At 68.9% G+C, this 24,117-nt stretch carries 25 protein-coding genes; 15 read left to right on the top strand and 10 right to left on the bottom strand.

The genetic code is table 11. The features are described from left to right. Window positions 1-71 precede the first annotated feature (71 nt). Window positions 72-1,103, bottom strand: a complete 1,032-nt coding sequence (locus tag OVA28_RS18980) for an LLM class flavin-dependent oxidoreductase (protein ID WP_268098244.1) — start codon at window positions 1,101-1,103, stop codon at window positions 72-74. A gap of 49 nt (window positions 1,104-1,152) precedes the next feature. Here OVA28_RS18980 and OVA28_RS18975 point away from each other — a divergent pair, with 49 nt between their 5' ends. Continuing rightward, complete coding sequence (locus OVA28_RS18975; protein WP_268098121.1) at window positions 1,153-1,488, top strand: TraR/DksA family transcriptional regulator; 336 nt, start codon at window positions 1,153-1,155, stop codon at window positions 1,486-1,488. A gap of 122 nt (window positions 1,489-1,610) precedes the next feature. Continuing rightward, the gene (locus tag OVA28_RS18970; RefSeq protein WP_228506079.1) at window positions 1,611-2,033 is read left to right on the top strand and encodes a TIGR02611 family protein; all 423 of its coding nucleotides are present in this window, start codon (window positions 1,611-1,613) and stop codon (window positions 2,031-2,033) included. A gap of 7 nt (window positions 2,034-2,040) precedes the next feature. On the opposite strand, the gene OVA28_RS18965 is transcribed toward OVA28_RS18970, so the two are convergent. Beyond that, complete coding sequence (locus OVA28_RS18965) at window positions 2,041-3,294, bottom strand: MFS transporter (RefSeq protein ID WP_268098118.1); 1,254 nt, start codon at window positions 3,292-3,294, stop codon at window positions 2,041-2,043. 147 nt (window positions 3,295-3,441) lie between these two features. Between OVA28_RS18965 and OVA28_RS18960 the strand changes: the two genes are divergently transcribed. Next, complete coding sequence (locus OVA28_RS18960; RefSeq protein WP_194663457.1) at window positions 3,442-3,807, top strand: ArsR/SmtB family transcription factor; 366 nt, start codon at window positions 3,442-3,444, stop codon at window positions 3,805-3,807. After that, on the top strand, window positions 3,804-5,384 hold the full coding sequence (locus OVA28_RS18955) for a DUF7059 domain-containing protein (RefSeq protein WP_268098117.1): 1,581 nt from the start codon (window positions 3,804-3,806) through the stop codon (window positions 5,382-5,384). Before OVA28_RS18960 ends, OVA28_RS18955 begins: the two co-directional genes overlap by 4 nt. Window positions 5,385-5,459: 75 nt before the next feature. Here the strand turns inward: OVA28_RS18955 and OVA28_RS18950 are convergent, their stop codons facing one another. From OVA28_RS18950 to OVA28_RS18940, 3 genes are all read right to left on the bottom strand, one after another. Beyond that, on the bottom strand, window positions 5,460-6,323 hold the full coding sequence (locus tag OVA28_RS18950) for an NAD-dependent epimerase/dehydratase family protein (RefSeq protein WP_194663459.1): 864 nt from the start codon (window positions 6,321-6,323) through the stop codon (window positions 5,460-5,462). A 118-nt stretch (window positions 6,324-6,441) separates the two neighbouring features. After that, a complete protein-coding gene (locus tag OVA28_RS18945; RefSeq protein ID WP_268098116.1) occupies window positions 6,442-7,038 on the bottom strand; it encodes a TetR/AcrR family transcriptional regulator in 597 nt (198 codons plus the stop codon). Window positions 7,039-7,511: 473 nt separating this feature from the next. Further along, window positions 7,512-8,540, bottom strand: coding sequence for an LLM class flavin-dependent oxidoreductase (locus tag OVA28_RS18940; protein WP_268098115.1), 1,029 nt, complete (start codon window positions 8,538-8,540; stop codon window positions 7,512-7,514). Between the two features lie 105 nt (window positions 8,541-8,645). On the opposite strand from OVA28_RS18940, the gene OVA28_RS18935 reads away from it, so the two are divergent. Both OVA28_RS18935 and OVA28_RS18930 read left to right on the top strand, forming a co-directional pair. Continuing rightward, window positions 8,646-11,201 (top strand): DEAD/DEAH box helicase, encoded by a 2,556-nt coding sequence (locus OVA28_RS18935; protein ID WP_442780815.1) that lies wholly within the window; start codon window positions 8,646-8,648, stop codon window positions 11,199-11,201. Window positions 11,202-11,310: 109 nt separating this feature from the next. Further along, window positions 11,311-11,562, top strand: coding sequence for a DUF6458 family protein (locus OVA28_RS18930; protein WP_194663464.1), 252 nt, complete (start codon window positions 11,311-11,313; stop codon window positions 11,560-11,562). A gap of 616 nt (window positions 11,563-12,178) precedes the next feature. Here OVA28_RS18930 and OVA28_RS18925 read toward each other — a convergent pair. Continuing rightward, entirely contained in the window at window positions 12,179-12,700 is a 522-nt protein-coding gene (locus tag OVA28_RS18925) for a ribonuclease H family protein (RefSeq protein ID WP_268098114.1), read from the bottom strand. Between the two features lie 62 nt (window positions 12,701-12,762). Continuing rightward, window positions 12,763-13,335: a hypothetical protein gene (locus OVA28_RS18920; protein WP_268098113.1), complete on the bottom strand. Its 573-nt coding sequence runs from the start codon at window positions 13,333-13,335 to the stop codon at window positions 12,763-12,765. 100 nt (window positions 13,336-13,435) lie between these two features. On the opposite strand from OVA28_RS18920, the gene OVA28_RS18915 reads away from it, so the two are divergent. Next, window positions 13,436-13,756 carry a hypothetical protein gene (locus OVA28_RS18915; protein ID WP_194663470.1) on the top strand — a complete coding sequence of 107 codons (321 nt, stop codon included), beginning with the start codon at window positions 13,436-13,438 and terminating at the stop codon, window positions 13,754-13,756. Window positions 13,757-13,765: 9 nt separating this feature from the next. On the opposite strand, the gene OVA28_RS18910 is transcribed toward OVA28_RS18915, so the two are convergent. Together OVA28_RS18910 and OVA28_RS18905 are read right to left on the bottom strand one after the other, a co-directional pair. Then, window positions 13,766-14,584, bottom strand: coding sequence for an aldo/keto reductase (locus OVA28_RS18910; RefSeq protein ID WP_268098112.1), 819 nt, complete (start codon window positions 14,582-14,584; stop codon window positions 13,766-13,768). Between the two features lie 80 nt (window positions 14,585-14,664). After that, window positions 14,665-15,870, bottom strand: coding sequence for an MFS transporter (locus tag OVA28_RS18905; protein WP_194663474.1), 1,206 nt, complete (start codon window positions 15,868-15,870; stop codon window positions 14,665-14,667). A gap of 366 nt (window positions 15,871-16,236) precedes the next feature. Here OVA28_RS18905 and nrdH point away from each other — a divergent pair, with 366 nt between their 5' ends. The 4 genes from nrdH (at window position 16,237) to nrdF (ending at window position 20,250) form a co-directional block, all read left to right on the top strand. After that, a complete protein-coding gene (nrdH, locus tag OVA28_RS18900; RefSeq protein WP_071277742.1) occupies window positions 16,237-16,470 on the top strand; it encodes a glutaredoxin-like protein NrdH in 234 nt (77 codons plus the stop codon). Window positions 16,471-16,577: 107 nt separating this feature from the next. After that, complete coding sequence (gene nrdI / locus OVA28_RS18895; RefSeq protein ID WP_194663476.1) at window positions 16,578-16,994, top strand: class Ib ribonucleoside-diphosphate reductase assembly flavoprotein NrdI; 417 nt, start codon at window positions 16,578-16,580, stop codon at window positions 16,992-16,994. A 17-nt stretch (window positions 16,995-17,011) separates the two neighbouring features. Beyond that, a complete protein-coding gene (gene nrdE / locus OVA28_RS18890) occupies window positions 17,012-19,117 on the top strand; it encodes a class 1b ribonucleoside-diphosphate reductase subunit alpha (RefSeq protein ID WP_268098111.1) in 2,106 nt (701 codons plus the stop codon). A gap of 131 nt (window positions 19,118-19,248) precedes the next feature. After that, window positions 19,249-20,250 carry a class 1b ribonucleoside-diphosphate reductase subunit beta gene (nrdF, locus tag OVA28_RS18885; protein WP_056119980.1) on the top strand — a complete coding sequence of 334 codons (1,002 nt, stop codon included), beginning with the start codon at window positions 19,249-19,251 and terminating at the stop codon, window positions 20,248-20,250. Window positions 20,251-20,639: 389 nt separating this feature from the next. Here the strand turns inward: nrdF and OVA28_RS18880 are convergent, their stop codons facing one another. Next, window positions 20,640-20,879 (bottom strand): hypothetical protein, encoded by a 240-nt coding sequence (locus OVA28_RS18880; protein ID WP_268098109.1) that lies wholly within the window; start codon window positions 20,877-20,879, stop codon window positions 20,640-20,642. A 349-nt stretch (window positions 20,880-21,228) separates the two neighbouring features. Here OVA28_RS18880 and OVA28_RS18875 point away from each other — a divergent pair, with 349 nt between their 5' ends. From OVA28_RS18875 to OVA28_RS18860, 4 genes are all read left to right on the top strand, one after another. Further along, entirely contained in the window at window positions 21,229-21,927 is a 699-nt protein-coding gene (locus OVA28_RS18875) for a hypothetical protein (RefSeq protein ID WP_268098108.1), read from the top strand. Between the two features lie 474 nt (window positions 21,928-22,401). Continuing rightward, entirely contained in the window at window positions 22,402-22,938 is a 537-nt protein-coding gene (locus OVA28_RS18870) for a hypothetical protein (protein WP_268098107.1), read from the top strand. A 41-nt stretch (window positions 22,939-22,979) separates the two neighbouring features. Beyond that, on the top strand, window positions 22,980-23,393 hold the full coding sequence (locus tag OVA28_RS18865; RefSeq protein ID WP_268098106.1) for a helix-turn-helix domain-containing protein: 414 nt from the start codon (window positions 22,980-22,982) through the stop codon (window positions 23,391-23,393). Continuing rightward, window positions 23,383-23,904, top strand: a complete 522-nt coding sequence (locus OVA28_RS18860; protein ID WP_268098104.1) for a hypothetical protein — start codon at window positions 23,383-23,385, stop codon at window positions 23,902-23,904. Before OVA28_RS18865 ends, OVA28_RS18860 begins: the two co-directional genes overlap by 11 nt. Window positions 23,905-24,117 lie beyond the last annotated feature (213 nt).

Genomic DNA, 24,117 nt, shown 5'->3' with positions numbered 1-24,117 from the left:
GCTAGTGCGCCGATCTGACGAATGGGCAGTCCCGGAAGCTGCGTGAGACCTGACAGGTGCGCCCCTCGGGGTTAAACGCGCGTCTCCAACGCAGGCGCGATGTCTCGCACGATCGAGGTCAGCATTCGTACACAAAAATCAACGCCCAACTGGTTCGGCACGGTGACGAGCACCGTGTCCGCGGCCCGCACGGCTGCGTCTGCCGCGAGCTCCGCGACGAGGTCCTCGGGCGACCCGATGTACGAGCGACCGAACCGGGCGAGGCCGCCGTCGAGGTAGCCGACCTGGTCAGCGCCCTCGGCCTGCGCACGGAGGCCGAAGTAGTGCTGCGACTCGTCGTCGATGATCGGGATGATGCTGCGCGAGACCGAGACGCGGGGTGTGCGCTCCCAGCCCGACTCCGCCCAGACGCGACGGAAGCGTTCGATCTGCTCGGCCTGCAGTTCGTCGAACGGCACGCCGGTGTCCTCAGTGAGGAGCGTCGAGGACATCAGGTTCATGCCCTGCTCGGCCGTCCACTCCGCGGTGGCGCGGGTGCCGGCGCCCCACCAGATGCGGTCGCCGAGTCCGTCGGAGAGCGGCAGGACCGGCAGCGAGCCCTCGGCGCCGGTCATCTGCGGGTTCGCGTTCGCCATCGGCTCGCCGGCGATCGCGCGCCGGAAGACGCTGGTGTGCGCTCGGGCGAGGTCGGCGCCGTTCGGGTCGGAGGCCTCGGGCACGTAGCCGAAGGACTGGTACCCGGCCTGCGCGGTCTCGGGTGACCCACGGCTCACGCCGAGCTGGAGTCGGCCGCCGGAGATGAGGTCGGTCGCTGCCGCCTCCTCCGCCATGTAGAGCGGGTTCTCGTAGCGCATGTCGATCACGCCGGTGCCGATCTCGATGCGGCTGGTCCGGGCGGCGATCGCGGACAGGAGCGGGAAGGGCGCCGCCTGCTGCTGGGCGAAGTGGTGGACGCGGAAGTACGCGCCGTCCACGCCGGCCTCCTCGGCAGCCACCGCGAGGTCGATGCCCTGCACCAGGGCCTCACGACCGCTGCGCACCCTCGACCCCGGCACGTCGCGCCAGTGTCCGAACGACAGGAATCCGATCTTGGTCATGTCGATGCGAACGCATCCGCACGGACGGCCATTCCGCGCGACTACGGTCGGCTCCATGGAGTTCGACCCGCGGAGCGCGCTGACCGACGAGCGAACACGGTCCGAGAAGCTGCTGGCCGACGTCGAGCGGAGCATGCGGGACGTCAGCGACGCCCGCGACGGCGCGAACACGGACGACGAGCACGACCCCGAGGGCGCGACGCTCGCCTGGGAACGCGGCTCGCTCGGCGCGGTGCGGGACGACGCCCGCCGCCGGATCGGGCTGGTCGACGCGGCGCTGGCCCGGCTCGACGCGGGCACGTACGGCACGTGCGCCGTCGGCGGCGAGCCGATCCCGGAGGCGCGGCTGGCGGCGGTCCCGTGGGCCGCGACCTGCGTCGCGCACGCGTGAGGAGCCTCCCGTCCGCCGCCTGGTGACGTGACCCGGTCTGGAGGCTCGGCCACCGTCCACGACGGAGGCGACGGTCACCCGCTGCGCCGGTGATTCTCAGCCGCGGGCCCTACCGTTCCCGCATGGAGACGGACCGGGACCACCTCACTGCGAGCGCAGCGGATGCTGCACGGCCGCAGCGGTTCCGGTGGTTCCACGACATGCGCGCCTGGATCCACGCCCGGCCGCACGTGCACCTGTTCTGGAAGGTGCTGATCGGCATCGTCGGCGGGCTCGTGGTCATCATCGGGCTGATCCTGGTGCCGCTGCCAGGGCCCGGGTGGCTCGTGGTGTTCATCGGGCTGACGATCCTGGCCAGCGAGTTCCACTTCTTCCACCGGATCATCACGTGGCTCCGGGCGCAGCTCCACCGGTTCTGGGACTGGGCGAAGGCCCGCGGTCCTCGGTGGCTGCGCCGGATGGCCGACCGGAACAAGGCGGACGTCGACGCCGCCCACGAGGACGCCCACCGGACCATGGGCCGACAGGCCCGGCCCGGGCACTAGCGCTCGGTCAGTCTGCTGCCGCGGTCCGGATCGAGCCGGTGGCGGTGCGCTCGAGGACCTCGGACGCGTGCTCCTCGACCACGGCGGCGTCCTTCGACACGAGCTGCAGCACGAGGGCGACCCCCGCGGCGAGGACGATGAAGGCGCCGTACCCGGCGATGACCGGTACGAGGCCGACCGTCGGCTCGAGCAGGCCCCCGATCACGGCCGGCACGCCGAACGCCAGGTAGCTGACGACGTAGATCGTCGAGAGCAGACCGGCACGGTGCGTCGGGGCGGCGGTGGCGAGCAGCATCCGGAGCGGCGCCTGGAACCCCGCGCCGAACCCGACGCCGGCGATCGCGCTGCCGACGACGAGCCCCGGCAGGGAGTGCGCGAACACGAAGCCGACCGTGACGACCGGCCCGAGGATCAGTGCGACCAGGCCGATGAGCACGCCGACCCGGGCGTCGAGTCGCTGGATCGCGATGCCCGTCGCTGCACCGACACCGGTGACGACGGCGATGAGGGCCCCGGCGGCGAAGTGGTTGTCGATGCCGAAGACCGCGCCGAGCGCCGAGGGCACGAGCGAGAGGAACAGGCCGCCGAGTGCCCAGCTCGCCACGAGGGAGCCCGCGACACCGCGGAACAGCCGGCGTGAGGACCGCGGCACGGCGATCGTCGGGCGGAGGGAACGCAGGGCTCCCGGACGTCGGGTGACCTGCTCGGGGACGACGACGAGCGCGACGAGCATGAGCACGAGGAGCACGCCGAAGAGCAGGTAGACGAACTGCTCGGGCGCTGGACCCCACTCGACCAGGGCGCCGCTCGACAGGGCGCCGGTGGCGAGCGCGATCGGCGGGACGGCACCGTTCAGCACGCCGGCGAGGGTGGGGTGGCGCTCGAGCGAGTTGTCGATGAGCGCAGCGCCGAGTGCGCCGATGAGCAGTCCGACGGAGACGCCCTGCAGCACACGGTCGAGGATGAGCGCCCCGAGGCCGTCCGCGACCGCGAACAGCCCGAGTGAGACGGCCAGCCCGATGCCGCCGGCCACGAGCACCGGCTTCCGCCCGACGTGGTCGGACAGGCGCCCGGCGACGAGCAGGCTCGCCAGCAGCCCGGCGACGTAGATCGCGAACACGGCGGTGAGCATGAGCGGGGTCAGGTGCCACTCGGCGGCGTACACCGGGTAGATCGGCGACGGGACGGCCGAGGACGCCAGCGACACGAGCAGCAGCGCCGCGATGATCCAGAACCCGGCGACCGAGCGAGTGGACTGCATGAGCGACCCTTCCGTTGTGCGAGGCCCGTCGTGCGCGAGCCGCTGTGCCAGACCCGCTGTACGAGTCTGTTCGTACCGCATTGGTACAGCACGATCGCTGTACGACGCAAGTCGTACTGGGAGGGGAACCCTGGTAGCGTCCCGTCCATGCCCGAGCGCGTCGATGCCCCCGAACGGCTGCCGCAGCCGTCCCCGGCCGAGATGGACCTCCCCGTCGTGTTGGACGCCCTGTCGGATCCGATCCGACTCGCGATCCTGCACCGGTACCTCGTCGACGCCGCCGGCGGTGAGCGCTCCTGCGGATGGGTCGGCATCGACCGGCCGAAGTCCACGTTGACGCACCACTTCCGTGTGCTGCGTGAGGCCGGGCTCCTCGAGCAGCACCTGGAGGGCCTGACCCGGATCAGCCGCGTGCGCGTCGAGGACGTGCAGCAGCGGTTCCCCGGCCTGCTCGACCTGGTCATGGCGTGGCAGGTCCCCGCGGCGCTGATGCGGGCGGACCTGGTCGCATGAGCACGCACACGCTGCCCGAGGTCGTCGCCGAACCGGCCGTCACCTCGGCGCTCGCCGCAGACCTGACGGCCGCGGGCTTCACCGTCGACGGGGTCGACGCACTCTGGGGCGTAGACGCCGCCGAAGCGCTGCACCGCGGCAACCGGGTGCCCGCGCTCCGTGCCCTCGCCGCGCGGGACACGTCCCCGCTCGGCACCCTGGCCACGCTGTTCGTGCTCGGGCTGCCGGTCGCGCGGACCGCGGCTGACGCGGCCTTCCCCTCCGTGCGCGTCGACGAGCTCGTGCGCGCCGGGATCGTGCGTGTGGAGGAGGTCGACGCCCCCGACGTGGACGCGGTCGACGACGCCGACCTGGTGCGGCCCGCGGTGGACCTGCGCCCGTACGCGTTCGTCGACGACGCGGGTGCCGGCAGCTGGTGGATCGTGTCGGACCTCGGGGAGCTCGCACTCGGCGCCGCGCTCGACGAGGAGCACGTGCTCGGCATCGGCGGGGCCACCACCACGCTGAGCGGGCTGCAGGTCCCCGTGCCCGTCCGTCGGGTGCTCGACCTCGGCACCGGCTGCGGCATCCAGGCCATGCACGCCAGACGGTTCGCCGACCAGGTGGTCGCGACGGACATCTCCCGTCGCGCGCTCGACATCGCCCGCTTCAACGCCGAGCTCAACGGCCTGGACGGCATCGAGTTCCGTCTCGGGTCGCTGTTCGAGCCGGTGGCGGGGGAGCGCTTCGACCGCATCGTCTCGAACCCGCCCTTCGTCATCACACCCCGCACCGAGGGCGTGCCGTCGTACGAGTACCGCGACGGCGGCATGGTCGGCGACGCGCTCGTCGAGACCGTGCTGCGCGGTCTCGCCGACCACCTGGAGCCCGGCGGCACCGCGCAGCTGCTCGGCAACTGGGAACACCACTGGGGCGTGGACGGCCTGGACCGCGTCAGCGGGTGGTTCGCCGACACCGACCTGGACGTCTGGGTCGTCGAGCGCGAACGCCAGGACCCGAACCGCTACGCCGAGACCTGGATCCGCGACGGCGGCACCAAGCCCGGCACACCGACGTTCGACCGCCTGGTCGGCGCCTGGCTCGACGACTTCCAGGAACGCCGGGTCATCGGGGTCGGCTTCGGCTACGTCGTGGTCCGGAAGCCCCGGACGGGAGGCCCGGCTGCGCTCCGGCGGTTCGAGCGCGTCCCCGAGACGCTCGGCTCCAACCCCGCTGGCCTCGGTGCCACGGTGGCGCGGCTCCTCGACGCGGCCGAGTGGCTGGCCGCACACGACGACGTCGCGCTCGCGTCGGCGCACCTGCGGGTCGCGGGGGACGTCACCGAGGAGCGCTTCTACTGGCCGGGCAACGACGACCCGACCGTGATGACGCTCGTGCAGGGCGGCGGCTTCGGTCGTCGCGTCGACGCCGACACCGCGCTCGCCGCGTTCGTTGGGGCCTGCGACGGGGAGCTGTCCGTGGCCGCGATCGTCGGCGCGCTCGCGCAGATCACCGGCGTCGACGAGCAGGCGCTCGCCGCGGACCTGCTGCCGGCCGCACGCGAACTGGTCCTCGACGGGCTGCTGTCCCCGGCCTGACCGCTGGGCGCGCTCGTCTCCGGACGCACGTGACCCCGGGCGCGGTCAACGACGCCCGGGGTCACGTGGTGGAGCTCAGGAGCGGTGGTCGCGCCAGGAGTGCTGCGGGTCGTAGCCCAGCAGCTCGCGGGCCTTCTCCGACGACAGCAGGGAGCTGACGCCGTCGATGTCCGAGCGGCGCTCGATGTCGGGCACGAAGCGCTCGACGAGCTCGAGGGTCGGGGTGTCCATCACCGTGTCGGGGCTGGCGATCACGAAGGCCTCGAAGCCGGTGAGCTCGCTCTCGACGGCCTTGCGCACGGCCTGGGCGCCGTCGCGGGAGTCGATGTAGGACCACAGGTTGAAGGTCTTCGCCTCGGGTGTCGCGTCCCACGGGTACGACGGGTAGTCGGTCTCGTCCATGACGTTCGAGAACCGCAGCCCGATCATCTTCAGCGTCGGGTCCCAGCGGGTGAAGTGCCGGGCCATCTCCTCCTCCACGGCCTTGCCGAGGGAGTACGAGGACTGCGGGCGCACCGGGAAGTCCTCGTCGACGGGCAGGTAGGGCGGGTGGTGCTCGCCCATCGGGATGCCGAGCAGGGTCTCGCTCGACGCCCAGACCACGTTCCGGATCTTCGCCGCGCGAGCCGCGTGGAACACGTTGATCGACGAGGTGACGTTGTTCGTGATGAGCGCCACGTCCGGCACCTGCCCGGGAGCGGGGACGGCCGCCAGGTGCACGACCGCGTCGACGTGGTCGTAGCGGTCGTCGACGCCGATGAACGCGTTCAGCACCTGCCCGTAGTCGGTCAGGTCGATGCGGACGAACTGCACCCGTTCGGGCTTGTCGGGCGAGGGGACCCGGTCGAGGAGGACGACGTCGTACCCGTGTTCGTCGAGGTCGCGCACCACCGCTCGTCCGAGCTTGCCGCTGCCGCCGGTCACCACTACGCGAGTCATCGCGCCTCCGCTCATCGTCGAGTTGCTGTCCACCCATCCTGCCGTGCGGGGGTGGACGCAGGCAGGTACTGACGGTGCCCTGCTGTGCCGGGGGTGCGCCGAGCCTCCTGGCCGGTCGTCAGGAGGCGGACACGGCGGCGACCTCGGCGATCGCGAGCCGGGTGACCAGCTCGACGTGCGCGGCCATGTCGCGGCTCGGGTCGAAGAGCCACTGGATCTGCATGCCGTCGGAGACGGCGAGCAGGACGCTCGTGAGCTCCTCGGGGTCGAGGTCGGCGCGCAGCCGGCCGTCCTCCTGCATGCGGCGGAAGTCGGCGGCCATGACCCGACGGAACTTCTCGTAGCGCTCGCGGAACCAGGCGTGCGCGGGGTGCTCCGGGTCGGTCGCCGCCGCGGCGGACAGGTTGACGAACATCTGCACGAGACCGGGGACCTCGGCGTTGTGCCGGACGATCGCTGCGAGGAGCTCCGCCGGGTCGTGGGCGTCCCAGTCGGCGGCGTCGTCGATCGCGTCGCGCCGCCGGAGGACCTCGACCCAGAGTTCGTCCTTGGACTCGAAGTAGTGCAGGAGTCCGGCCTGTGTGAGCCCGACGGCTTCGGAGATGTCCCGGATGCTGGTGCGTCGGAAGCCCTGGCGGGCGACGAGTTCGAGCGCGACGGTGAGGATCTGCTCGCGCTTGGCGATGCCCTTCGCGTAGGAACCCCGTCGTGTCATGGCAGGACTGTACCGCCGACGACAGGGGACCATTCGCAGGCACCTGAGCACCCTTCCATCCGCTTTCCGTGCCATCACCAGATCCATTCACTAGCATGGACGCCAGCGTCAGGCGGCTGGTTACCGTCGACGTGCGCACCGCCAAGGGATCGCCGTGTGAGCGACGCGGCCTCCTGATCCGGCCGATGGAGCCCCGGCGGTCCCGGTGCGTCAGATGCGCCCTCGCGTTCTCGCGGGGGCGCATCGTCGTTCCCTGTCCTGGTGGTTCCGGTCCTGGATGACTTCTGCCGTTGTCGGACAAAGTGATGACGCTTCATCACGATTCCCTGGGAGCAGGACCGCGTGATTGTGACAAACCAGGCGGTAGGTGGAACGATGAGGGCGCCATCTCGGGCGGATCAGGGTCGAGATGGTCATCCGGCTGGGGGCCCCGGGTCGCACCACCCCGAGTGTGCTCCCGCCGGATGTCCTCGTCAGCGGACCAGGTGCGGCGCGACCTGCTCGGCGATCACGGTCAGGATCCGCTCGTGCGACGCGGCGTCGCCGTTGGCCGGCAGCGTGATCACGAGTTCATCCGTCGCGGTGACGGCCGGGTCGGCGCGCAGGGCCTCGACGATCGCGGCGGGTTCGCCGGAGACGACCTTGCTGAAGCGGAACGGCGGGGTGCCGGACAGGGGGCGTCCCTCGTCGTCCATGCCCGAGGCGTAGCTGGTGAGGAACTCCTCGTGGACCTCGCGGTCGTGGTCGTCCAGCAGCGGGACGACGATCCGGCCGACGGCGACCTTCGGGGTGCGCCCGACGTGCGTGCCGGCCGCCTGGAGTTCGGCGAAGCGGGCGCGGTAGGCCTCGATCTGCGCCGCCTGTGCCACGGCGAAGGACTCGCCGGTGTCCTCGGTGTTGAGGGTCGAGCAGTGCAGCAGGAGGCCCTTCTCGGCCGTGCGCACCGCGGTGCCCATGCTGCCGCCACCCCACCACATCCGGTGGCGGAGCTCGGGGCTCAGCGGCTGCAGCGTCAGGTCGGTGCCCTCCGGGATGCTCTCGTAGCCCTTGCCCGACGTGCCCAGCGGCTGGCCGTCGAGGACCTCGAGGAGCCGGGAGGCGCGTGCCTCGGCCTCCTCGCGGAAGCTCCGCTCGACGCTGCCGAACACCGGGTCGAGGATCGGGCCGTAGCCGGCGATCCCCGTGCTGATGCCGAGCTGCACGCGACCGCCGCTGAGCAGGTCGACCGTGCTGGCGTCCTCGGCGAGACGGACCGGGTCCTCGTAGCGCATCCCGAGGACAGCGGTGCCGAAGCCGATCGTGCTGGTCCGCTGCGCGGCGGCGGCGAAGAACGTCATCGGGCTCGTCAGGAACGGCTCGAAGTGCCGACCGCGGACCCACCCGGTGCCGTACCCGAGCCGCTCGGCGGTCTCGAAGAGGCGGAGGCCGTCCTCCAGGGCGGCGGCCGCGCCGACGGCGCCCCCGTGGTTGGGGACGAAGGACAGGAAGCCGAGTTCACGCACGAGTCGAGTGTATGCGGGTGCATGGATCTGTGGAAGGTGCGGTGGCTGTCCACGGATGTCGAGCCTCCCGACCGTCCGCCGGTGCCGGGCTGGGAGGATGGGTGCATGACCGACGTCACCACTGCTGCTCCGCTCGTCGCCGCGATGCCGGCGGCCCCCGGCGGTGTCGTCGACCCCGACGCCGTCTACCAGGCCTTCGCCGACTGGGCCGAGTCGAGCGGGCGACCGCTGTACCCGGCGCAGGACGAAGCCGTCATCGAGCTGGTGTCCGGGGCGAACGTCGTCCTCAGCACGCCCACCGGCACCGGCAAGTCGCTCGTCGCGGCCGGCGCGCACTTCGCCGCGCTCGCCGAGGGCAAGCGCAGCTGGTACACCGCGCCGATCAAGGCCCTGGTGTCGGAGAAGTTCTTCCAGCTCGTCGACCTGTTCGGCGCCCACAACGTCGGCATGGTCACGGGGGACTCCAGCGTCAACGCGGACGCCCCGATCATGTGCTGCACGGCGGAGATCCTCGCCAACCTCGCACTCCGTCAAGGTCCCGACGCGGACGTGGACGTCGTGGTCATGGACGAGTTCCACTTCTACGGCGACGCCGACCGCGGCTGGGCGTGGCAGGTGCCGCTGCTCGTGCTCGAGCATGCGCAGTTCCTGCTCATGTCGGCCACGCTCGGGGACGTCACCACGATCGCGGACGACCTGTCGCGGCGCACGGGCCGGCCGACCGCTCGGGTGACCGGCGTCTCGCGTCCGGTGCCGCTCGAGTACGAGTACGTGATGACCCCGGTGCAGGAGACCGTCGAGCGCCTGCTGGAAGAGGGCAAGGCGCCCGTCTACATCGTGCACTTCGCCCAGGCCGCCGCACTCGAGCGGGCGCAGGCGCTCATGTCCGCCAAGGTCGCCTCGCGTGAACGCCGTGATCAGATCGCCGAGGCAATCGCCACGTTCCGCTTCAGCGCCGGGTTCGGGCAGACGCTCTCCCGCCTGATCCGCGCCGGCATCGGGGTCCACCACGCGGGGATGCTGCCGAAGTACCGACGGCTCGTCGAGCAGCTGGCACAACGTGGGCTGCTCCCCGTCATCTGCGGCACGGACACCCTCGGCGTCGGGATCAACGTGCCGATCCGATCGGTGCTGCTGACCGGCCTGACCAAGTTCGACGGCACCCGGATGCGCCAGCTGTCCGCGCGCGAGTTCCACCAGATCGCCGGACGTGCGGGTCGTGCCGGGTACGACACCGAGGGCGACGTCGTCGCCGAGGCACCTGAGCACGAGATCGAGAACGCCCGTTCGGTGGCCAAGGCGGGGGACGACCCGAAGAAGAAGAACAAGATCAAGCGCAAGAAGGCGCCCGAGGGCTTCGTCTCGTGGGGGCAGGCGTCCTTCGAACGGCTCATCAACGCCGAGCCCGAGCCGATGGTGTCGCGGATGCGGATCACGCACGCGATGGTGCTCGCCGTCGTGGGCCGCGGGGGCGATGCGTTCGAGGACGTCCGGTTGCTCGTGTTCGACAACCACGAGCCGCGGTCCCGCCAGCTCGACATGGCCCGTCGCGCCCTGACGATCGCCCGCACGCTCATCAACGCCCGGGTGATCGAGAAGGTGGACGGCGCGTACCGCGTGACCGTCGACCTGCAGGCCAACTTCGCGCTGAACCAGCCCCTGTCGCCGTTCGCGCTCGCCGCGTTCGAGCTCCTGGACCCCGACTCGCCGACGTACGCGCTCGACATGGTGTCCATCGTCGAGGCCACCCTCGACGACCCCCGCGCGATCCTGTCGCAGCAGCAGTTCAAGGAGCGCGGGGAAGCCGTCGCGCGGATGAAGCAGGAGGGCATCGAGTACGAGGAGCGCATGGAGCTGCTCGAGGAAGTGACCCACCCGAAGCCGCTCGACGAGCTCCTGACCGCCGCGTACGAGGCCTACGCCGCCGAACAGCCGTGGGTGCTCGACTTCACGCTGTCACCCAAGGCCGTCGTCCGCGACATGTACGAGCGCGCGATGACCTTCGGCGACTTCGTGCGGTTCTACCAGCTCACCCGGTCCGAGGGGCTCGTGCTCCGCTACCTCTCCGACGCCTACCGCACGATGCGGCAGACCATCGCGGACGAGCAGCGCACGCAGGAGCTCGACGACCTGATCGAGTGGCTCGGGGAACTCGTGCGCCAGGTCGACTCCTCGCTGGTGGACGAGTGGGAGGCCCTGATGAACGGGGACGTGGCGCTCGCCGAGGCCGAACACGCGGAGATCGCGCCGCCCCAGCCCGCGCGGCTCACCGGCAACGTGCGGGCGTTCCGCGTGCTCGTGCGCAACGCCCTGTTCCAGCGGGTGCTGCTCGCCGCGAACGACGACATCGACGGTCTCGGCGAGCTCGACGCCACCGCCGGCTTCGACCGCGCCGCCTGGGATCTGGTGCTCGAGGAGTACTACGACGAACACGACACCATCGGGATCGACGCCGACGCCCGGTCGATGCAGTTCCTCGACCTGTCCGAGCAGGGGCGGACGTGGCGTGCGCGGCAGATCTTCGCGGACCCGGCCGGCGACAAGGACTTCGGCTTCTCCGCGACGATCGACCTCGACGCCTCGGACGAAGCGGGCGAGGCCGTCGTGCGGGTCACGGAGATCGGTCGCTTCGACGGGTGGACCGAGGTCGACGTCGACTGACGCGCGGTCCGGCGCGCCCTGGTGCGCGGGTGTCCGGCCGTTCGGGGGTGTGCCGGACTTCCGGCGGACGAGTAGCGTCTCCCGCGCCACCTACCGGAAGGAATGCGACATGCGCATCGGATCCAGCATCGCCCTGATCGTCATCGGCGCGATCGTCGCCTTCGCGCTGAACGTGCAGCTCGCCGGCATCGATCTCCGCCTCATCGGCTACATCCTGATGGCCGCGGGCGTCGTCCTGCTCATCATCAGCCTGGCGGTGGCCTTCGGCGGCCGTCGCACCACCACGACCACGCGCTCGGGCGTCGACCCGGCCTCGGGGGAGCAGATCACGCGGCAGGACCGCCGCGACGGCACCTACTGAACCACCTGACTGACTGACGGGTCCGGGCTCTCGAGTCCGGGCCCGTCGTCGTGTGTCCGGGGCCGGGGCCGGGGCCGGGGCCGGGGCCGTGTCTGGTTCCGGTTCTGGCGGCGGTGCGCCGGATTCCGTCCGCGGCGCTGACGGATCCGGTCGACGAAGCGCGGCGCTGACGAACCGGATCCGTCACGGCGCTTCCGGAACTCCGTCGCGCGGAGCAGCGGAGCAGCGGAGCAGCGGAGGCGCGGGTCTTCAGGCCGCGGAGCCCGTGGGCGTCCGAGCTCCGACGACGTCGGCTCAGAACAGGGTCGCGGGCGGAGTCGCCTCGGGGTGCGCTGCCGGCTCCGCGACCTCGACGCGCTTCCGAGTCGGGGGTGCGCTGCCGGCTCCGCGACCTCGACGCGCTTCCGAGTCCGAGCCCGTCGGTGTGTCTCCGGGGCTGGTTCTGGGGGCGGTGCACCGGATTCCGTTTACGGCGCTGACGGATCCGGTCAGCGAAACCCGGCGCTGACGGACCGGATCCGTCACGGCGCTTCCGGAAATCCGTCGCGCGGAGCCGCGGAGGCGCGAGTCGTCAGGCCGTGGAGCCCGTGGGGCTCCGAGCTCCGACGACGTCGGCTCAGAACAGGGTCGCGGGCGGGGTGGCCTCGGGGAGCGCTGCCGGTTCGGCGACCTCGACGCCCGGCCAGCCCGGACCCGTCGGCACGTCGGTGCGGTTCTGGTACGCCGTGGCAGCACCTCGGGCGCGGACGTCGGCGGCCTCGTTCATCTCGTGGCCCATGTGCCCGCGGACCCACTCGAAGGTGACCTTGCGGCCCTGCAGCTCGGCGTCGAGCTCCTTGATGATCTCGACGTTCAGGACGGGCTTGCCGTCGGCCTTGCGCCAGTTCTTCCGCTTCCAGCCGGCGAGCCACTCGGTGCAGGCCTTGATGGCGTACTGGCTGTCGCAGAGGATGTGCAGGGGCTCGCCGGTGTCCTTCGTGGCGCGGAGCAGCTGCAGCACGGCGGTCAGCTCGCCCTGGTTGTTCGTCCCGCGCGGCCACCCACCGGCGGCCCAGCGGTCGTCGTCGACGTACCAGGCCCAGCCGGCCGGGCCGGGGTTGCCGAGGGCGGAGCCGTCAGCTGCTGCGACGATCGTCACGGGGGACCTCCTGAGGTGGGGCGAGTGCCCGACAACGGTAGCGGACCCGGGGAGGTGCTCCCTCAGCGGACGGAGGCGCCGTCGAGCGCCGAGACCAGCGCGTCGCCGTCGGGGACGTCCCAGAACGCGGTGGTCCTCGGGCCGAAGACGCCGTCGAGCCCGGTGTTCGCGTACATCGCCTGTGGGTTGCCGCCTCCGAAGAACGCCCGTGCGCCGGAGTTCCCCGTCTCCCACTGCACCGAGCAGTGGGCTCGGTCGCGCGTCCACTGCACGTTCCGGTCCGTGCGGCGGACGTCGGTCTCGCGGGTGCTGCGGCCGTTCGTGATGAAGACCCGTCGGTCGGTGACCGCGTACACCTCGGTGCGCTTGCGGTGCCGTTTGACGAGGAAGCGGCCGACCAGCATGTACAGGCCGACGAACACGAAGACGCTGCCGAACACCAGGAAGAACGGAGGCGCACCGTCTGTCGTGGCCTCGGTCATCCAGAACGCCATGAACCCGCACCAGAACAGGCTGAACGGGATGAGGAAGCCGTCCCGCCCGGTGAACAGCTTGCGGGGGTCGCTCTGCCCCACCCACAGCAGGTGTTCGCCGCTGCGGAGTTGGTCGGAGGCCAGGGCACGAGGATCCATCACGCCACGACGCTACCGATCCGAGCGTCCCCCGTCCGACCCCCAGAACTGGGAACGCCGGACCCTGGCCCGCCTAGCGTCGGCGGGGACGAGAGGAACACCCATGAGCAACGACATCGCAGGCCCCGAGCACTCCGACGACCGTGACCGCTCCGAGGCACTGACGAACGCCGCACACTCCGACGACGTCGACGGCGTGGACGAGCGCGAGCAGCGGGCGGCCGACACGTCCTACAGCCCGTCGAGCGAGCGGGAGATGGACGCGTCGCAGACCCTGCAGCGCGACGACGACGACCTGCGCGAGGACGGCATCGACCCCTCGCGGATCGTCGCGGCCCCCGGGACCGGCGGCGCCGACGACGCGGGCGACGTCGAGCCCGAGCCCGGTGACCTGCACCTGCCGTGGCAGTCGGAGAGCAACTGACCCTCGCCGCTACGACACCGAGTCCGGGTGGGAGCCCGTCCGCTGCCCGGACTCGAGCGTCGCGATCGCGGCCAGGTCGTCGTCGCTGAGCACGAAGCCCTCGACGTCGAGGTTCGCGCGGATCCGCGACGGCGTCACGGACTTCGGCAGGACGACGACGCCCTGCTGCATGTTCCACCGCACGAGGACCTGCGCCACGCTCACCCCGTGGGCGTCGGCGATGCGTGTCAGCACCGGGTCCTCCACCAGGCGCCCCCGCCCGAGCGGCGACCATGCGCCCGTCACGATGTCGTGCCGCGCGTGGAACGCCATGAGTTCGTGCTGGGGCAGCCACGGGTGCCGCTCCACCTGGTTCAGCGCCGGCACCTCGCCCGTCTCCGCGATGACGCGTTCGAGGTGCGGCACCTGGAAGTTGGAGACGCCCACGCTCCGGGCACGCCCGCTCTCGCGGAGCTCGACGAGGGTGCGCCAGGTCTCGACGTAGCGGTCGTTCGCCGCGGCCGGCCAGTGGATCAGGTACAGGTCGACCGCGTCGAGTCCGAGCCGGTCGAGGCTGGCGTCGAACGCCCGCAGGGTCGCGTCGCGCCCCTGGTGGTCGTTCCACACCTTGGTGGTCACGAAGACGTCGTCACGGTCCAGCCCGGAGGCCCGGATCGCCTTCCCGACCCCGCGTTCGTTCCCGTACATCTCGGCGGTGTCGACGTGGCGGTAGCCGGCGTCGAGCGCGATGCCGACCGCGGTCTCGGCGTCCGCGTCGTCGACCTTGTACACACCGAAGCCGACGGCTGGGACGGAGCGGCCGTTGCGGAGGGGGATGGAGGTGACCATGCGTCCATCCTGCCGCGCGGGGCGGAGGTGGGGCGGGCCTCCAGACCGGATCTGTGGAGAGCGCGCTCGCCGGGGCGTCCTCAGGTGGGGAGGTTGACCGGCTCGGTGTCGGGGATGGGGCTGGCGTCGCGGCCGCGCAGGTCGGGGAGCCAGCGCTTCGCGACCAGCGGCAGGAGCACCCCGACGAACGCTGCTGCTGCACCGACCGCCAGGCCACCGGTGGCGCCGTGCTGGTCGATGAGGAAGCCGGCGACCGCTGATCCACCCGCGGCGCCGATGAGCTGCCCGGTGCCCATCCAGCCGTAGGCCTCGGCGGTGTCGGAGAACTTCACCGTGGCGGACACGGAGCCGAACATCACGGCGAGGGCCGGTGCGATGCCGCCGCCGGCGATGAGGAGTGCGAACGACAGCCACCAGAACCCGGTGCCGAACGTGGCGAGCCCCAGGCCGATGAAGACGATGAGCATGCGGGTCCAGAGCGTGCTCGGCGAGATCGGACGGTGGCCGAACGCCAGACCGCCGACGAGCGAGCCGACCGCGAAGATGGCGAGGACGATGCCGGCGTTCGGGCTGCCCTCGCCGAAGGCGCTGGTGACGCCGGCCTCCACCGCGGCGCACGCCCCGATGAGGAGCAGGCCGGTCAGGGTGGCCACGACGACGGACGGACGCTTCATCACGACGCCGAACGCGCGCTTGGACCGGGGGATGCGCACACGGCCGAGCTCGGGGGAGGCGATGAACCAGACACCGCCGACGACGAGGAACACCATCGCGACGACGATGGCCTCGACCGTGCCGATCTGCGTCGCGACGAACGTGGTGATGACCGGGCCGGCGACCCAGATGAGCTCCTGGGCGCTGGCGTCGAGCGAGAACAGGGGCGTGAGCTGCGCTGAGGTCACCATCTTCGGGTAGATGGTGCGCACCGCCGGCTGCACGGGCGGAACCGCCAGCCCGCCGAGGAACCCGATGACGACGTACGCCCACAGGGGCATCAGCACGAAGGCGATGACGGCCATGCTCGCGAGCGCGACGATGCTGGTCAGGATCAGCACCGGCCGCATGCCCCAGCTCCCCATCCACCGGCTGGTGAGCGGGCCGGCGATGGCCTGGCCGACGCTCGTGGTGGCGAGCACGAGACCCGCGGAGCCGTACGAGCCGAAGATGTGCTCGACGTGCAGCAGGTAGGCGAGCGAGAGCATCCCGAACGGGAACCGTGCGGTGAGCTGGGCGGCGATCACACGGCCGACGCCGGGGGTCTTCAACAGGTTGCCGTACGCGCTCACGCAACGAGTGTACGGACCGGACGGGGCGGCGCGGGGCGTGTGTCACCCGACCGGGGGAGGGTGCCCTGGACGGGGTCCGGGACCCGCTTCTCAGACACGCCGACGAGGGGGTACGAACGGGCCGTTTCCACACCTCGGGACAACCCCCTCCACAGGCTGTTGGCAGTGTCGGTGGTGCGCGCCAGACTGGCGGAAATCCGGGGCTGTGGGGAATCCACAGACTGTGGATGGCGTTGTGGAAACTACAGGGGTGTAACACTTCCTCTAGTGGTCCACCCGGGCATCGGGCACAACATGTAGTAGCGTCGTGCTCAGCACAGCACCAGAACTTCGGGCTCCGAACGGGGTCCAGAACAAGGGGAGAACATGGCCGTCATCGTCTACACCAAGCCGTCCTGCGTCCAGTGCACCGCCACGTACCGGGCCCTCGACAACAAGGGCATCCAGTACGAGGTGCACGACGTCTCGACGGACGACGCCGCCCTCGAGCACGTCAAGAGCCTCGGCTACATGCAGGCCCCCGTCGTCGTGACCGACGACGACCACTGGTCGGGCTTCCGTCCCGACAAGATCGCGACCCTCAGCGCCGAACTGGCGTAGGGCTCCACCGTCCGGCGGACGGTGGGTCGAACTCGATCAGGAGGCTCGACTCACCACCCGCCGGACACCCCCGGTCCGTCTGTCCGCACCTGACAAGGAGCGACACCATGAGCCGAATCGTCTACTTCTCGAGCGTGTCCGGGTACACCGCGCGCTTCATCGAGAAGCTCGGCCGCGACGCGGACCGGATCCCGCTCTACCCGGGCGAACCGTTCCTGCACGTGGACGAACCGTACGTCCTCGTCCTCCCCACCTACGGTGGCGGCAACGGCGAGGGAGCGGTCCCCAAGCAGGTCATCAAGTTCCTGAACGACGAGCACAACCGGTCACTGATCCGGGGCGTCATCGTCGGCGGGAACACGAACTTCGGTGAGGCCTACGGCCTGGCGGGCGACGTCGTGTCGCGCAAGTGCCACGTGCCCGTGCTCTACCGCTTCGAACTCTTCGGCACGCCGGACGACGTGTCCGCGGTCAACTCAGGATTGGATGCATTTTGGACGCAGCAGTTGCAGACGTCGATCTGACGTCGCCGACGACGGGGATGGACTACCACTCCCTCAACGCGATGCTCAACCTCTACGACGCGGACGGCAAGATCCAGTTCGACAAGGACCGCGAAGCCGCCAAGCAGTTCTTCCTGCAGCACGTCAACCAGAACACCGTCTTCTTCCACAACCTGAAGGAGCGGCTGGACTACCTGGTCGAGAACGAGTACTACGAGCAGGCGACGATCGACCTGTACTCGATGGACTTCATCCAGCGCCTGAACGACCTGGCGTACTCGAAGAAGTTCCGGTTCCAGACGTTCCTCGGCGCGTTCAAGTACTACACGAGCTACACGCTCAAGACGTTCGACGGCAAGCGCTACCTCGAGCGCTTCGAGGACCGCGTCGTGATGACCGCCCTCGGCCTGGCCCAGGGCAACGAGCAGCTCGCGATCGACCTCGTCGAGGAGATCGTCGCCGGCCGCTTCCAGCCCGCCACCCCGACGTTCCTCAACACCGCGAAGGCCCAGCGCGGCGAGCTCGTCTCCTGCTTCCTCCTCCGCATCGAGGACAACATGGAGTCGATCTCCCGCGGGATCAACTCCTCGCTGCAGCTCTCGAAGCGCGGCGGCGGCGTGGCCCTGCTGCTCTCCAACATCCGCGAGGCCGGCGCCCCGATCAAGCAGATCGAGAACCAGTCCTCAGGCATCATCCCCGTGATGAAGCTGCTGGAAGACTCCTTCTCCTACGCGAACCAGCTCGGTGCGCGTCAGGGTGCCGGCGCGGTCTACCTCAGCGCCCACCACCCGGACATCATGAAGTTCCTCGACACCAAGCGCGAGAACGCCGACGAGAAGATCCGCATCAAGACGCTGTCCCTCGGCGTCGTCGTGCCGGACATCACGTTCGAGCTCGCGAAGAACAACGAGGACATGTACCTGTTCTCGCCGTACGACGTCGAGAAGGTCTACGGCGTCCCCTTCGGCGACGTCCCGATCTCCGAGAACTACCGCGCGATGGTCGACGACTCGCGCATCAAGAAGACGAAGATCAAGGCGCGCGAGTTCTTCCAGACCATCGCGGAGATCCAGTTCGAGTCGGGCTACCCGTACATCGTGTTCGAGGACACGGTGAACAAGGCCAACCCGATCAAGGGCCGGATCAACATGTCGAACCTGTGCTCGGAGATCCTGCAGGTCAACACCCCGACCACCTTCAACGAGGACCTCTCGTACAAGGAGATCGGCAAGGACATCTCCTGCAACCTCGGCTCGCTGAACATCGCGCTGACGATGGACTCGCCGGACTTCGGCAAGACCATCGAGACCGCCATCCGCGGCCTGACCTCGGTCTCGCAGATGTCCCACATCACGTCGGTCCGCTCCGTCGAGGACGGCAACGACAAGTCGCACGCCATCGGCCTCGGCCAGATGAACCTGCACGGCTACCTGGCTCGTGAGCGCGTGTTCTACGGCTCCGACGAGGGCATCGACTTCACGAACATCTACTTCTACACGGTGCTGTTCCACGCCCTGCGCGCCTCGAACAACATCGCGATCGAGACCGGGGAGACCTTCGACGGCTTCCGCGACTCGAAGTACGCGTCGGGTGAGTTCTTCGACAAGTACACCGACCAGGTCTGGACGCCGGCCACCCCCCGCGTCGCGTCGCTGTTCGACAACGCGGACATCACCATCCCGACGCAGGACGACTGGAAGGCGCTGAAGGCGTCCATCCAGGAGCACGGCATCTACAACCAGAACCTGCAGGCCGTCCCGCCGACCGGTTCGATCTCGTACATCAACCACTCGACGTCGTCGATCCACCCGATCGCGTCGAAGATCGAGATCCGCAAGGAAGGCAAGCTCGGCCGCGTCTACTACCCGGCGCCGTTCATGACGAACGACAACCTGGACTACTACCAGGACGCGTACGAGATCGGTGCCGAGAAGATCATCGACACGTACGCCGCGGCGACGCAGCACGTGGACCAGGGCCTGTCCCTGACGCTGTTCTTCAAGGACACCGCCACCACGCGCGACATCAACAAGGCGCAGATCTACGCATGGCGCAAGGGCATCAAGACGATCTACTACATCCGTCTGCGCCAGCTCGCCCTCGAGGGCACCGAGGTCGAGGGCTGCGTTTCGTGCATGTTGTGACGCCTCCGGCGTCGTGCATGCTGCGTCGTCTCGGTCGCTGACGCGACCACCCCCGGCCTGGAGGCGCGGTGCCAGCCCGCACCGCGCCTCCCGGCCTTCGATTCGTCACCATCTCAATTCCGGAAGAAGCAATGACTCTCACCGACCCGGTCCACGCCACCGGCAAAGCCGTCCCGCTGATCCGTTCGGTCAGCGCGATCAACTGGAACCGCATCCAGGACGAGAAGGACGTCGAGGTCTGGAACCGCCTCGTCAACAACTTCTGGCTGCCCGAGAAGGTGCCGCTGTCGAACGACGTGCAGTCGTGGAACACCCTCACGCCCGAGGAACAGCAGCTCACCATGCGCGTGTTCACCGGTCTGACGCTCCTGGACACCATCCAGGGCACCGTCGGCGCGATCAGCCTGATCCCCGACGCGATCACCCCGCACGAGGAGTCCGTCTACACGAACATCGCGTTCATGGAGTCGGTGCACGCCAAGAGCTACTCGTCGATCTTCTCGACCCTGGCGTCGACGCCCGAGATCGACGACGCCTTCCGCTGGTCCACGGAGAACGTGAACCTGCAGAAGAAGGCGCAGATCGTCCTCGACTACTACACCGGTGACGACCCCCTGAAGCGCAAGGTCGCGTCGACCCTGCTCGAGTCGTTCCTGTTCTACTCCGGCTTCTACCTGCCGATGTACTGGTCCTCGCGCGCGAAGCTCACCAACACCGCTGACCTCATCCGCCTGATCATCCGCGACGAAGCCGTCCACGGTTACTACATCGGGTACAAGTTCCAGAAGGGGCTCGAAGGCGCCTCCGAGGAGCGCAAGCAGGAGATCAAGGACTACACGTTCAGCCTGCTGTTCGAGCTGTACGAGAACGAGATCCAGTACACGCAGGACCTCTACGACCAGGTCGGGCTGACCGAGGACGTCAAGAAGTTCCTGCACTACAACGCCAACAAGGCGCTGATGAACCTGGGCTACGAGCCGATGTTCCCCAAGGAGACGACGGACGTGAACCCGGCGATCCTGTCGGCCCTGTCGCCCAACGCGGACGAGAACCACGACTTCTTCTCGGGGTCGGGCTCGTCGTACGTCATCGGCAAGGCGGAGAGCACTGAGGACGAGGACTGGGACTTCTGAGCCCGGTCTGACTCGTGGGACGCCCCGCTGGCTTCGGCCGGCGGGGCGTTCTTGGTTCGCGGGCGTTGTTGCTGACATGGCCGAATAGCGGACGCTCATCGAGATTCGTTTGGACGGACTATGTGAGACGGGATGCCGGAAGGCGGGCGCCATAAGAGGCCGTGTCCGCTGGAGGACCGGCTACCGGACGCCGAGGCAGCCGTGGTGGCCTCAGTCCCGGTTCCAGAGATCGCGAATCCGCACAAGGAGCCCTGACGGGACTTTTGAACCCTCGACATCGCCGAGAGCGATCCCCGGCGGTCCTGGTACATGGGTGGCACAAGGGGTCACCCCCCACCCTTCCGCCCTGACATACCGGATGTCATCGAGTGGGTGGGGTGCGCGCTGGGTCAGTCGCCGTCGTCGGTCAACCAGTCGGTGTCGGGGTTGGCGAGGAGTGTGGCGAGCCCGACGCTGACGTGCAGCGCCTGCGATGGAGGGACGATCGACTGGTGGTTGATGATGTCGTCTGCTTCGGTGACGACGGCTGCTGCCATGACGACGAACCCTGTGAGGTACGCGCCTTCACGTTCGTCTGCGACGTGGGCGGCCATGGCTTCCTCGACTGCTTGCCTGGTGGTGTCGCTCATCGGTGTGCTGCCCTCCCTGCTGCTGCCCGGTTGCACCTACCTGCGTGCTCGGGTCCTCGGTAGATGCTGCGGTCGTGGTCGTCGTGGCCGAGGTCCCACGGTTTGGTGGGGGTGATGACCTCACCGCAGCGCCAGCACTGCACGGTGCCTCGTGCTACCCGGGGCGCCCAACGTGCCCCCTCCCGGTCATGCCCTGCCCCGTAGCCCCTGGCTTGCCGTGACTCCCTGGCCCGCTGGTCTGCAGGCTGGTGGGTGGGGCAACGGTACGTGCGGGGTGGGGTGAGGGTGGGGCAGCCGGGCTCGGAGCAGACAGGCATGGTGGGCCCTCCCAGCGACTACGCTCTCGTACGTGAACCCCGCTCAGTCTCTCTACGACTACCTCTTGAGCATCAAGGAACGTGTCGCCCCGGGCAACGTCAGCGTCGGGAAGGCGCGCGGCCTTGCTACCTCGGGCGGCATGCATCAGCAGATGCGCGCAGTTATCGACCTGGTCGCGATTCGCGAGGGCATCAATGAGCTGGAGGCGGCCGGTCTGCCTGTTGCCACGTACCGCAAGTACGAACAGGGCTGGGCGAAGATGGTCATGTCGTTCCCAGAAGGCTGGGGCCAGAACGTCGACGCGGAAGCGACCTACCCGATGTCGACCCTTGATCATCTGCACACGTTGGCCGGTTGGTTCGCGACTACCCGGCCGCTGCCGAGCAAGAGGAGCCAGGGGGAGCTGAAGGCGTTCCTGCTCGACGTTCAGAAGCTTCTCGAAGCCGACGACAGCATCAGTGGCGAGCTGAAGGCGTACCTCAACCGACTCATCCGCGAGATGCAGAACGCACTCGACGACGCGGTACTGCTCAAGCGCTTCGACTTCGATGAAGCGGGACGGCGGCTGTGGACCGGGCTCTTCGCGGCTTCGGCTCAGACCCAGGACGAGGAGAAGAAGTCGGCGTGGACTGACCTCGCGAACAAGCTGTGGTGGCCCACCGCTGCTGGCGTGCTCGGGTCTGCGCCCTCGATCATCTCGGGCGTTCTCACCGCTACGGCTCACAACTAACGCGGATCGTCAGTCTCTGGCGGTCGCGCCCCAGTTGCTGAGTGAGGTGCGTATGGGCGGCCGCCAGGAAGTAGGTGGGCCGACGCCGCCTCCTAGAGACGCCGGCCCGTGATCCTTCGCCACCGGCGGCCGGGCGGATTATCCCGTGACCTGGGGCAACGACGCCTCACCGGACGGGGCGCTTCGTTGCTTCTTGGGTTGGCCCTTCCGCCACCGACCGGCCAGCCAGACTCCCGCGCGACAATGCGGACGGCGCCGGAGACGAGTTAGGGACACCTGGTTTGACTGTCCGATGGCCGAAGGCCGATGGGCTACTGAGACATCCTTGGATCGCTTTCCGACGATTGGGAGGACCGCCGAGCGCGCTCCTGCCGGCCCAAAGCAGATTGCGCGTGCATGATCATTTTTGGTGGTGGGATGAAGTCCGACCGGTGGCCTCCGGGCGCTGTCGCCCGCTGACCATAGACTCAGGCTGTGACCGACGGCGAGGTGCGAAGCGATGGTTCCGTGTGCACCAAGGAGGACTGCGCTCCAATACGCCATCACTGGTACGCCTCCGATGGCACGCAAGAACACCGAACCGTTGCCGGCCAAAACGTGGCGCAGGCGCTCCGACAACTGCTCACTGAGGCTGGACTCGAGGGCGAGGATCGGGACCGCGTCATGGGTGAGGTCGCGGCCCGCATGAAGCGACTGGTGCAAGGCAAACTTCTGCCGATTCACCATGTGAAGGGCCCGATGGAGACCGTGACCGGCATCGACCTCTTCGAGGTCCGAACACAGGTGTACCGCGGCGAGGGTATCGACGAGGTGCTGGTGCGCGTCTACCACGTCGAGCCCGTCGACCTAACTCGGGTAGGTGGCTCCACCGTGGTAGGGCTGCATATGCATCTCAAGGACGTCTCAGACCCGAAGCAGGTCCGTAGCCGCCAAGACGAGGAGCTGCAGCACGCTCGCAAGCGTTACTTCGAGGGACGCGGTGGGAAGTGGGGCGGAGCCTCGCTCCCGTAACCACTGGCGGGTTCACAGCAGCGCCATATAGGCTGCGGCCTATGACCATCGAGTTCGACGACGGGCTGGGGTTCGAGGCAGAGGAGACGCCGTCCGAGCGTCTTGCCCGACAGCTCGCAGACGCCGACCTTCAACTGATCGCCCAGATCCGTGCCAAGCGGATCGAGCTCGGCCTCTCGCAGGCCGAACTCGGACGGATGCTGCACATCAGCCAAGCAACAGTTTCCGAGTTCGAGAGCGGGATGACGGAACCAAAGATGCAGACCGTCCGCCGCTACGCACACGCGCTCGGCCTGCTGATCGAGCACTCCGTCCGCGACGTTGACACCACCTACGAGCTGGGGCGCGACGCCGTTGAAATCGAGCTCACCAGTGGTGCGAGATTCACCGCGCAGACCGGCTCGTACACAGCATTGGCCAACTCGAAGCGAACGGACTTCGCCATTGCAGCGTGACGACCGCGTCGACGGTGACGAGCAGTTGGCGGTCAGCCGAGTCGTCGCGGACATCCATGAGCTGGTCGAACTGGTTGAGCTGGAGGACGTCTTTCTCTGGGAGGAACGAAGCCGCCGCATCGACGAGACGAAGACCGAAGGTGACGAGGTCCCGCGAGTGCGGAACGTGATGAACGTCGCGGACCGCGCCGACGGACTCGGAATCGGCTTTCGTTTCCGGATGACCTTCGACGACCGCCAAGGCAACGAGTTCATTGCCGATCTTCAAGCGCAGTACGAAACACCGGAGCGACTCGAAGTCAGCCAAGAGCTGCAAACCGAATTCGCCGAGAGGGTAGCCTTCTTCACGGTCTACCCGTATCTGCGGGCCTCGATACAGACTGCCGCCGCCCGTATGGGGGTCCCCGCACCGGTGCTGGCGATCGTGCGTGCTGGACAATTCAAACTGGGTTCACCTATGAGCGCAGACGCCGCAGCAAACGAGTTCGAGGACAGGGCGCCCGAAGAGTAGGACCACAGCGACCGTTGCTGTTGACGGGTCAGAGGTGATCGGGGCTGCACAGCTGGTTTCGGGACATACCTGCAAGCATGCGGATCGGAGCGGGTTGGCCTTTTTCAGCCGCCGGCGAGTGGGCTCCGCCGTTCGACGAGGACGTTGTCGCGCCACTGCGGCCGACGGCCCAAACGCCATGAGGCCGATGCGTTCTTGGGTGTCGGGTTCGCG

This window comes from Curtobacterium sp. SL109 (assembly GCF_026672405.1).
Lineage (GTDB): Bacteria > Actinomycetota > Actinomycetes > Actinomycetales > Microbacteriaceae > Curtobacterium.
This window is presented reverse-complemented; position numbering and strand designations above follow the sequence as displayed.

Excerpts from the sequence above, each read along its gene's own strand:
- OVA28_RS18975 (WP_268098121.1), top strand. The coding sequence starts at position 1,153 with ATGGAGTTCGACCCGCGGAGCGCGCTGACCGACGAGCGAACACGGTCC.
- OVA28_RS18970 (WP_228506079.1), top strand. The coding sequence starts at position 1,611 with ATGGAGACGGACCGGGACCACCTCACTGCGAGCGCAGCGGATGCTGCA.
- OVA28_RS18965 (WP_268098118.1), bottom strand. The coding sequence starts at position 3,294 with ATGCAGTCCACTCGCTCGGTCGCCGGGTTCTGGATCATCGCGGCGCTG.
- OVA28_RS18960 (WP_194663457.1), top strand. The coding sequence starts at position 3,442 with ATGCCCGAGCGCGTCGATGCCCCCGAACGGCTGCCGCAGCCGTCCCCG.
- OVA28_RS18955 (WP_268098117.1), top strand. The coding sequence starts at position 3,804 with ATGAGCACGCACACGCTGCCCGAGGTCGTCGCCGAACCGGCCGTCACC.
- OVA28_RS18950 (WP_194663459.1), bottom strand. The coding sequence starts at position 6,323 with ATGACTCGCGTAGTGGTGACCGGCGGCAGCGGCAAGCTCGGACGAGCG.
- OVA28_RS18945 (WP_268098116.1), bottom strand. The coding sequence starts at position 7,038 with ATGACACGACGGGGTTCCTACGCGAAGGGCATCGCCAAGCGCGAGCAG.
- OVA28_RS18935 (WP_442780815.1), top strand. The coding sequence starts at position 8,646 with ATGACCGACGTCACCACTGCTGCTCCGCTCGTCGCCGCGATGCCGGCG.
- OVA28_RS18930 (WP_194663464.1), top strand. The coding sequence starts at position 11,311 with ATGCGCATCGGATCCAGCATCGCCCTGATCGTCATCGGCGCGATCGTC.
- OVA28_RS18915 (WP_194663470.1), top strand. The coding sequence starts at position 13,436 with ATGAGCAACGACATCGCAGGCCCCGAGCACTCCGACGACCGTGACCGC.
- OVA28_RS18910 (WP_268098112.1), bottom strand. The coding sequence starts at position 14,584 with ATGGTCACCTCCATCCCCCTCCGCAACGGCCGCTCCGTCCCAGCCGTC.
- nrdH (WP_071277742.1), top strand. The coding sequence starts at position 16,237 with ATGGCCGTCATCGTCTACACCAAGCCGTCCTGCGTCCAGTGCACCGCC.
- nrdI (WP_194663476.1), top strand. The coding sequence starts at position 16,578 with ATGAGCCGAATCGTCTACTTCTCGAGCGTGTCCGGGTACACCGCGCGC.
- nrdE (WP_268098111.1), top strand. The coding sequence starts at position 17,012 with ATGGACTACCACTCCCTCAACGCGATGCTCAACCTCTACGACGCGGAC.
- nrdF (WP_056119980.1), top strand. The coding sequence starts at position 19,249 with ATGACTCTCACCGACCCGGTCCACGCCACCGGCAAAGCCGTCCCGCTG.
- OVA28_RS18880 (WP_268098109.1), bottom strand. The coding sequence starts at position 20,879 with ATGAGCGACACCACCAGGCAAGCAGTCGAGGAAGCCATGGCCGCCCAC.
- OVA28_RS18865 (WP_268098106.1), top strand. The coding sequence starts at position 22,980 with ATGACCATCGAGTTCGACGACGGGCTGGGGTTCGAGGCAGAGGAGACG.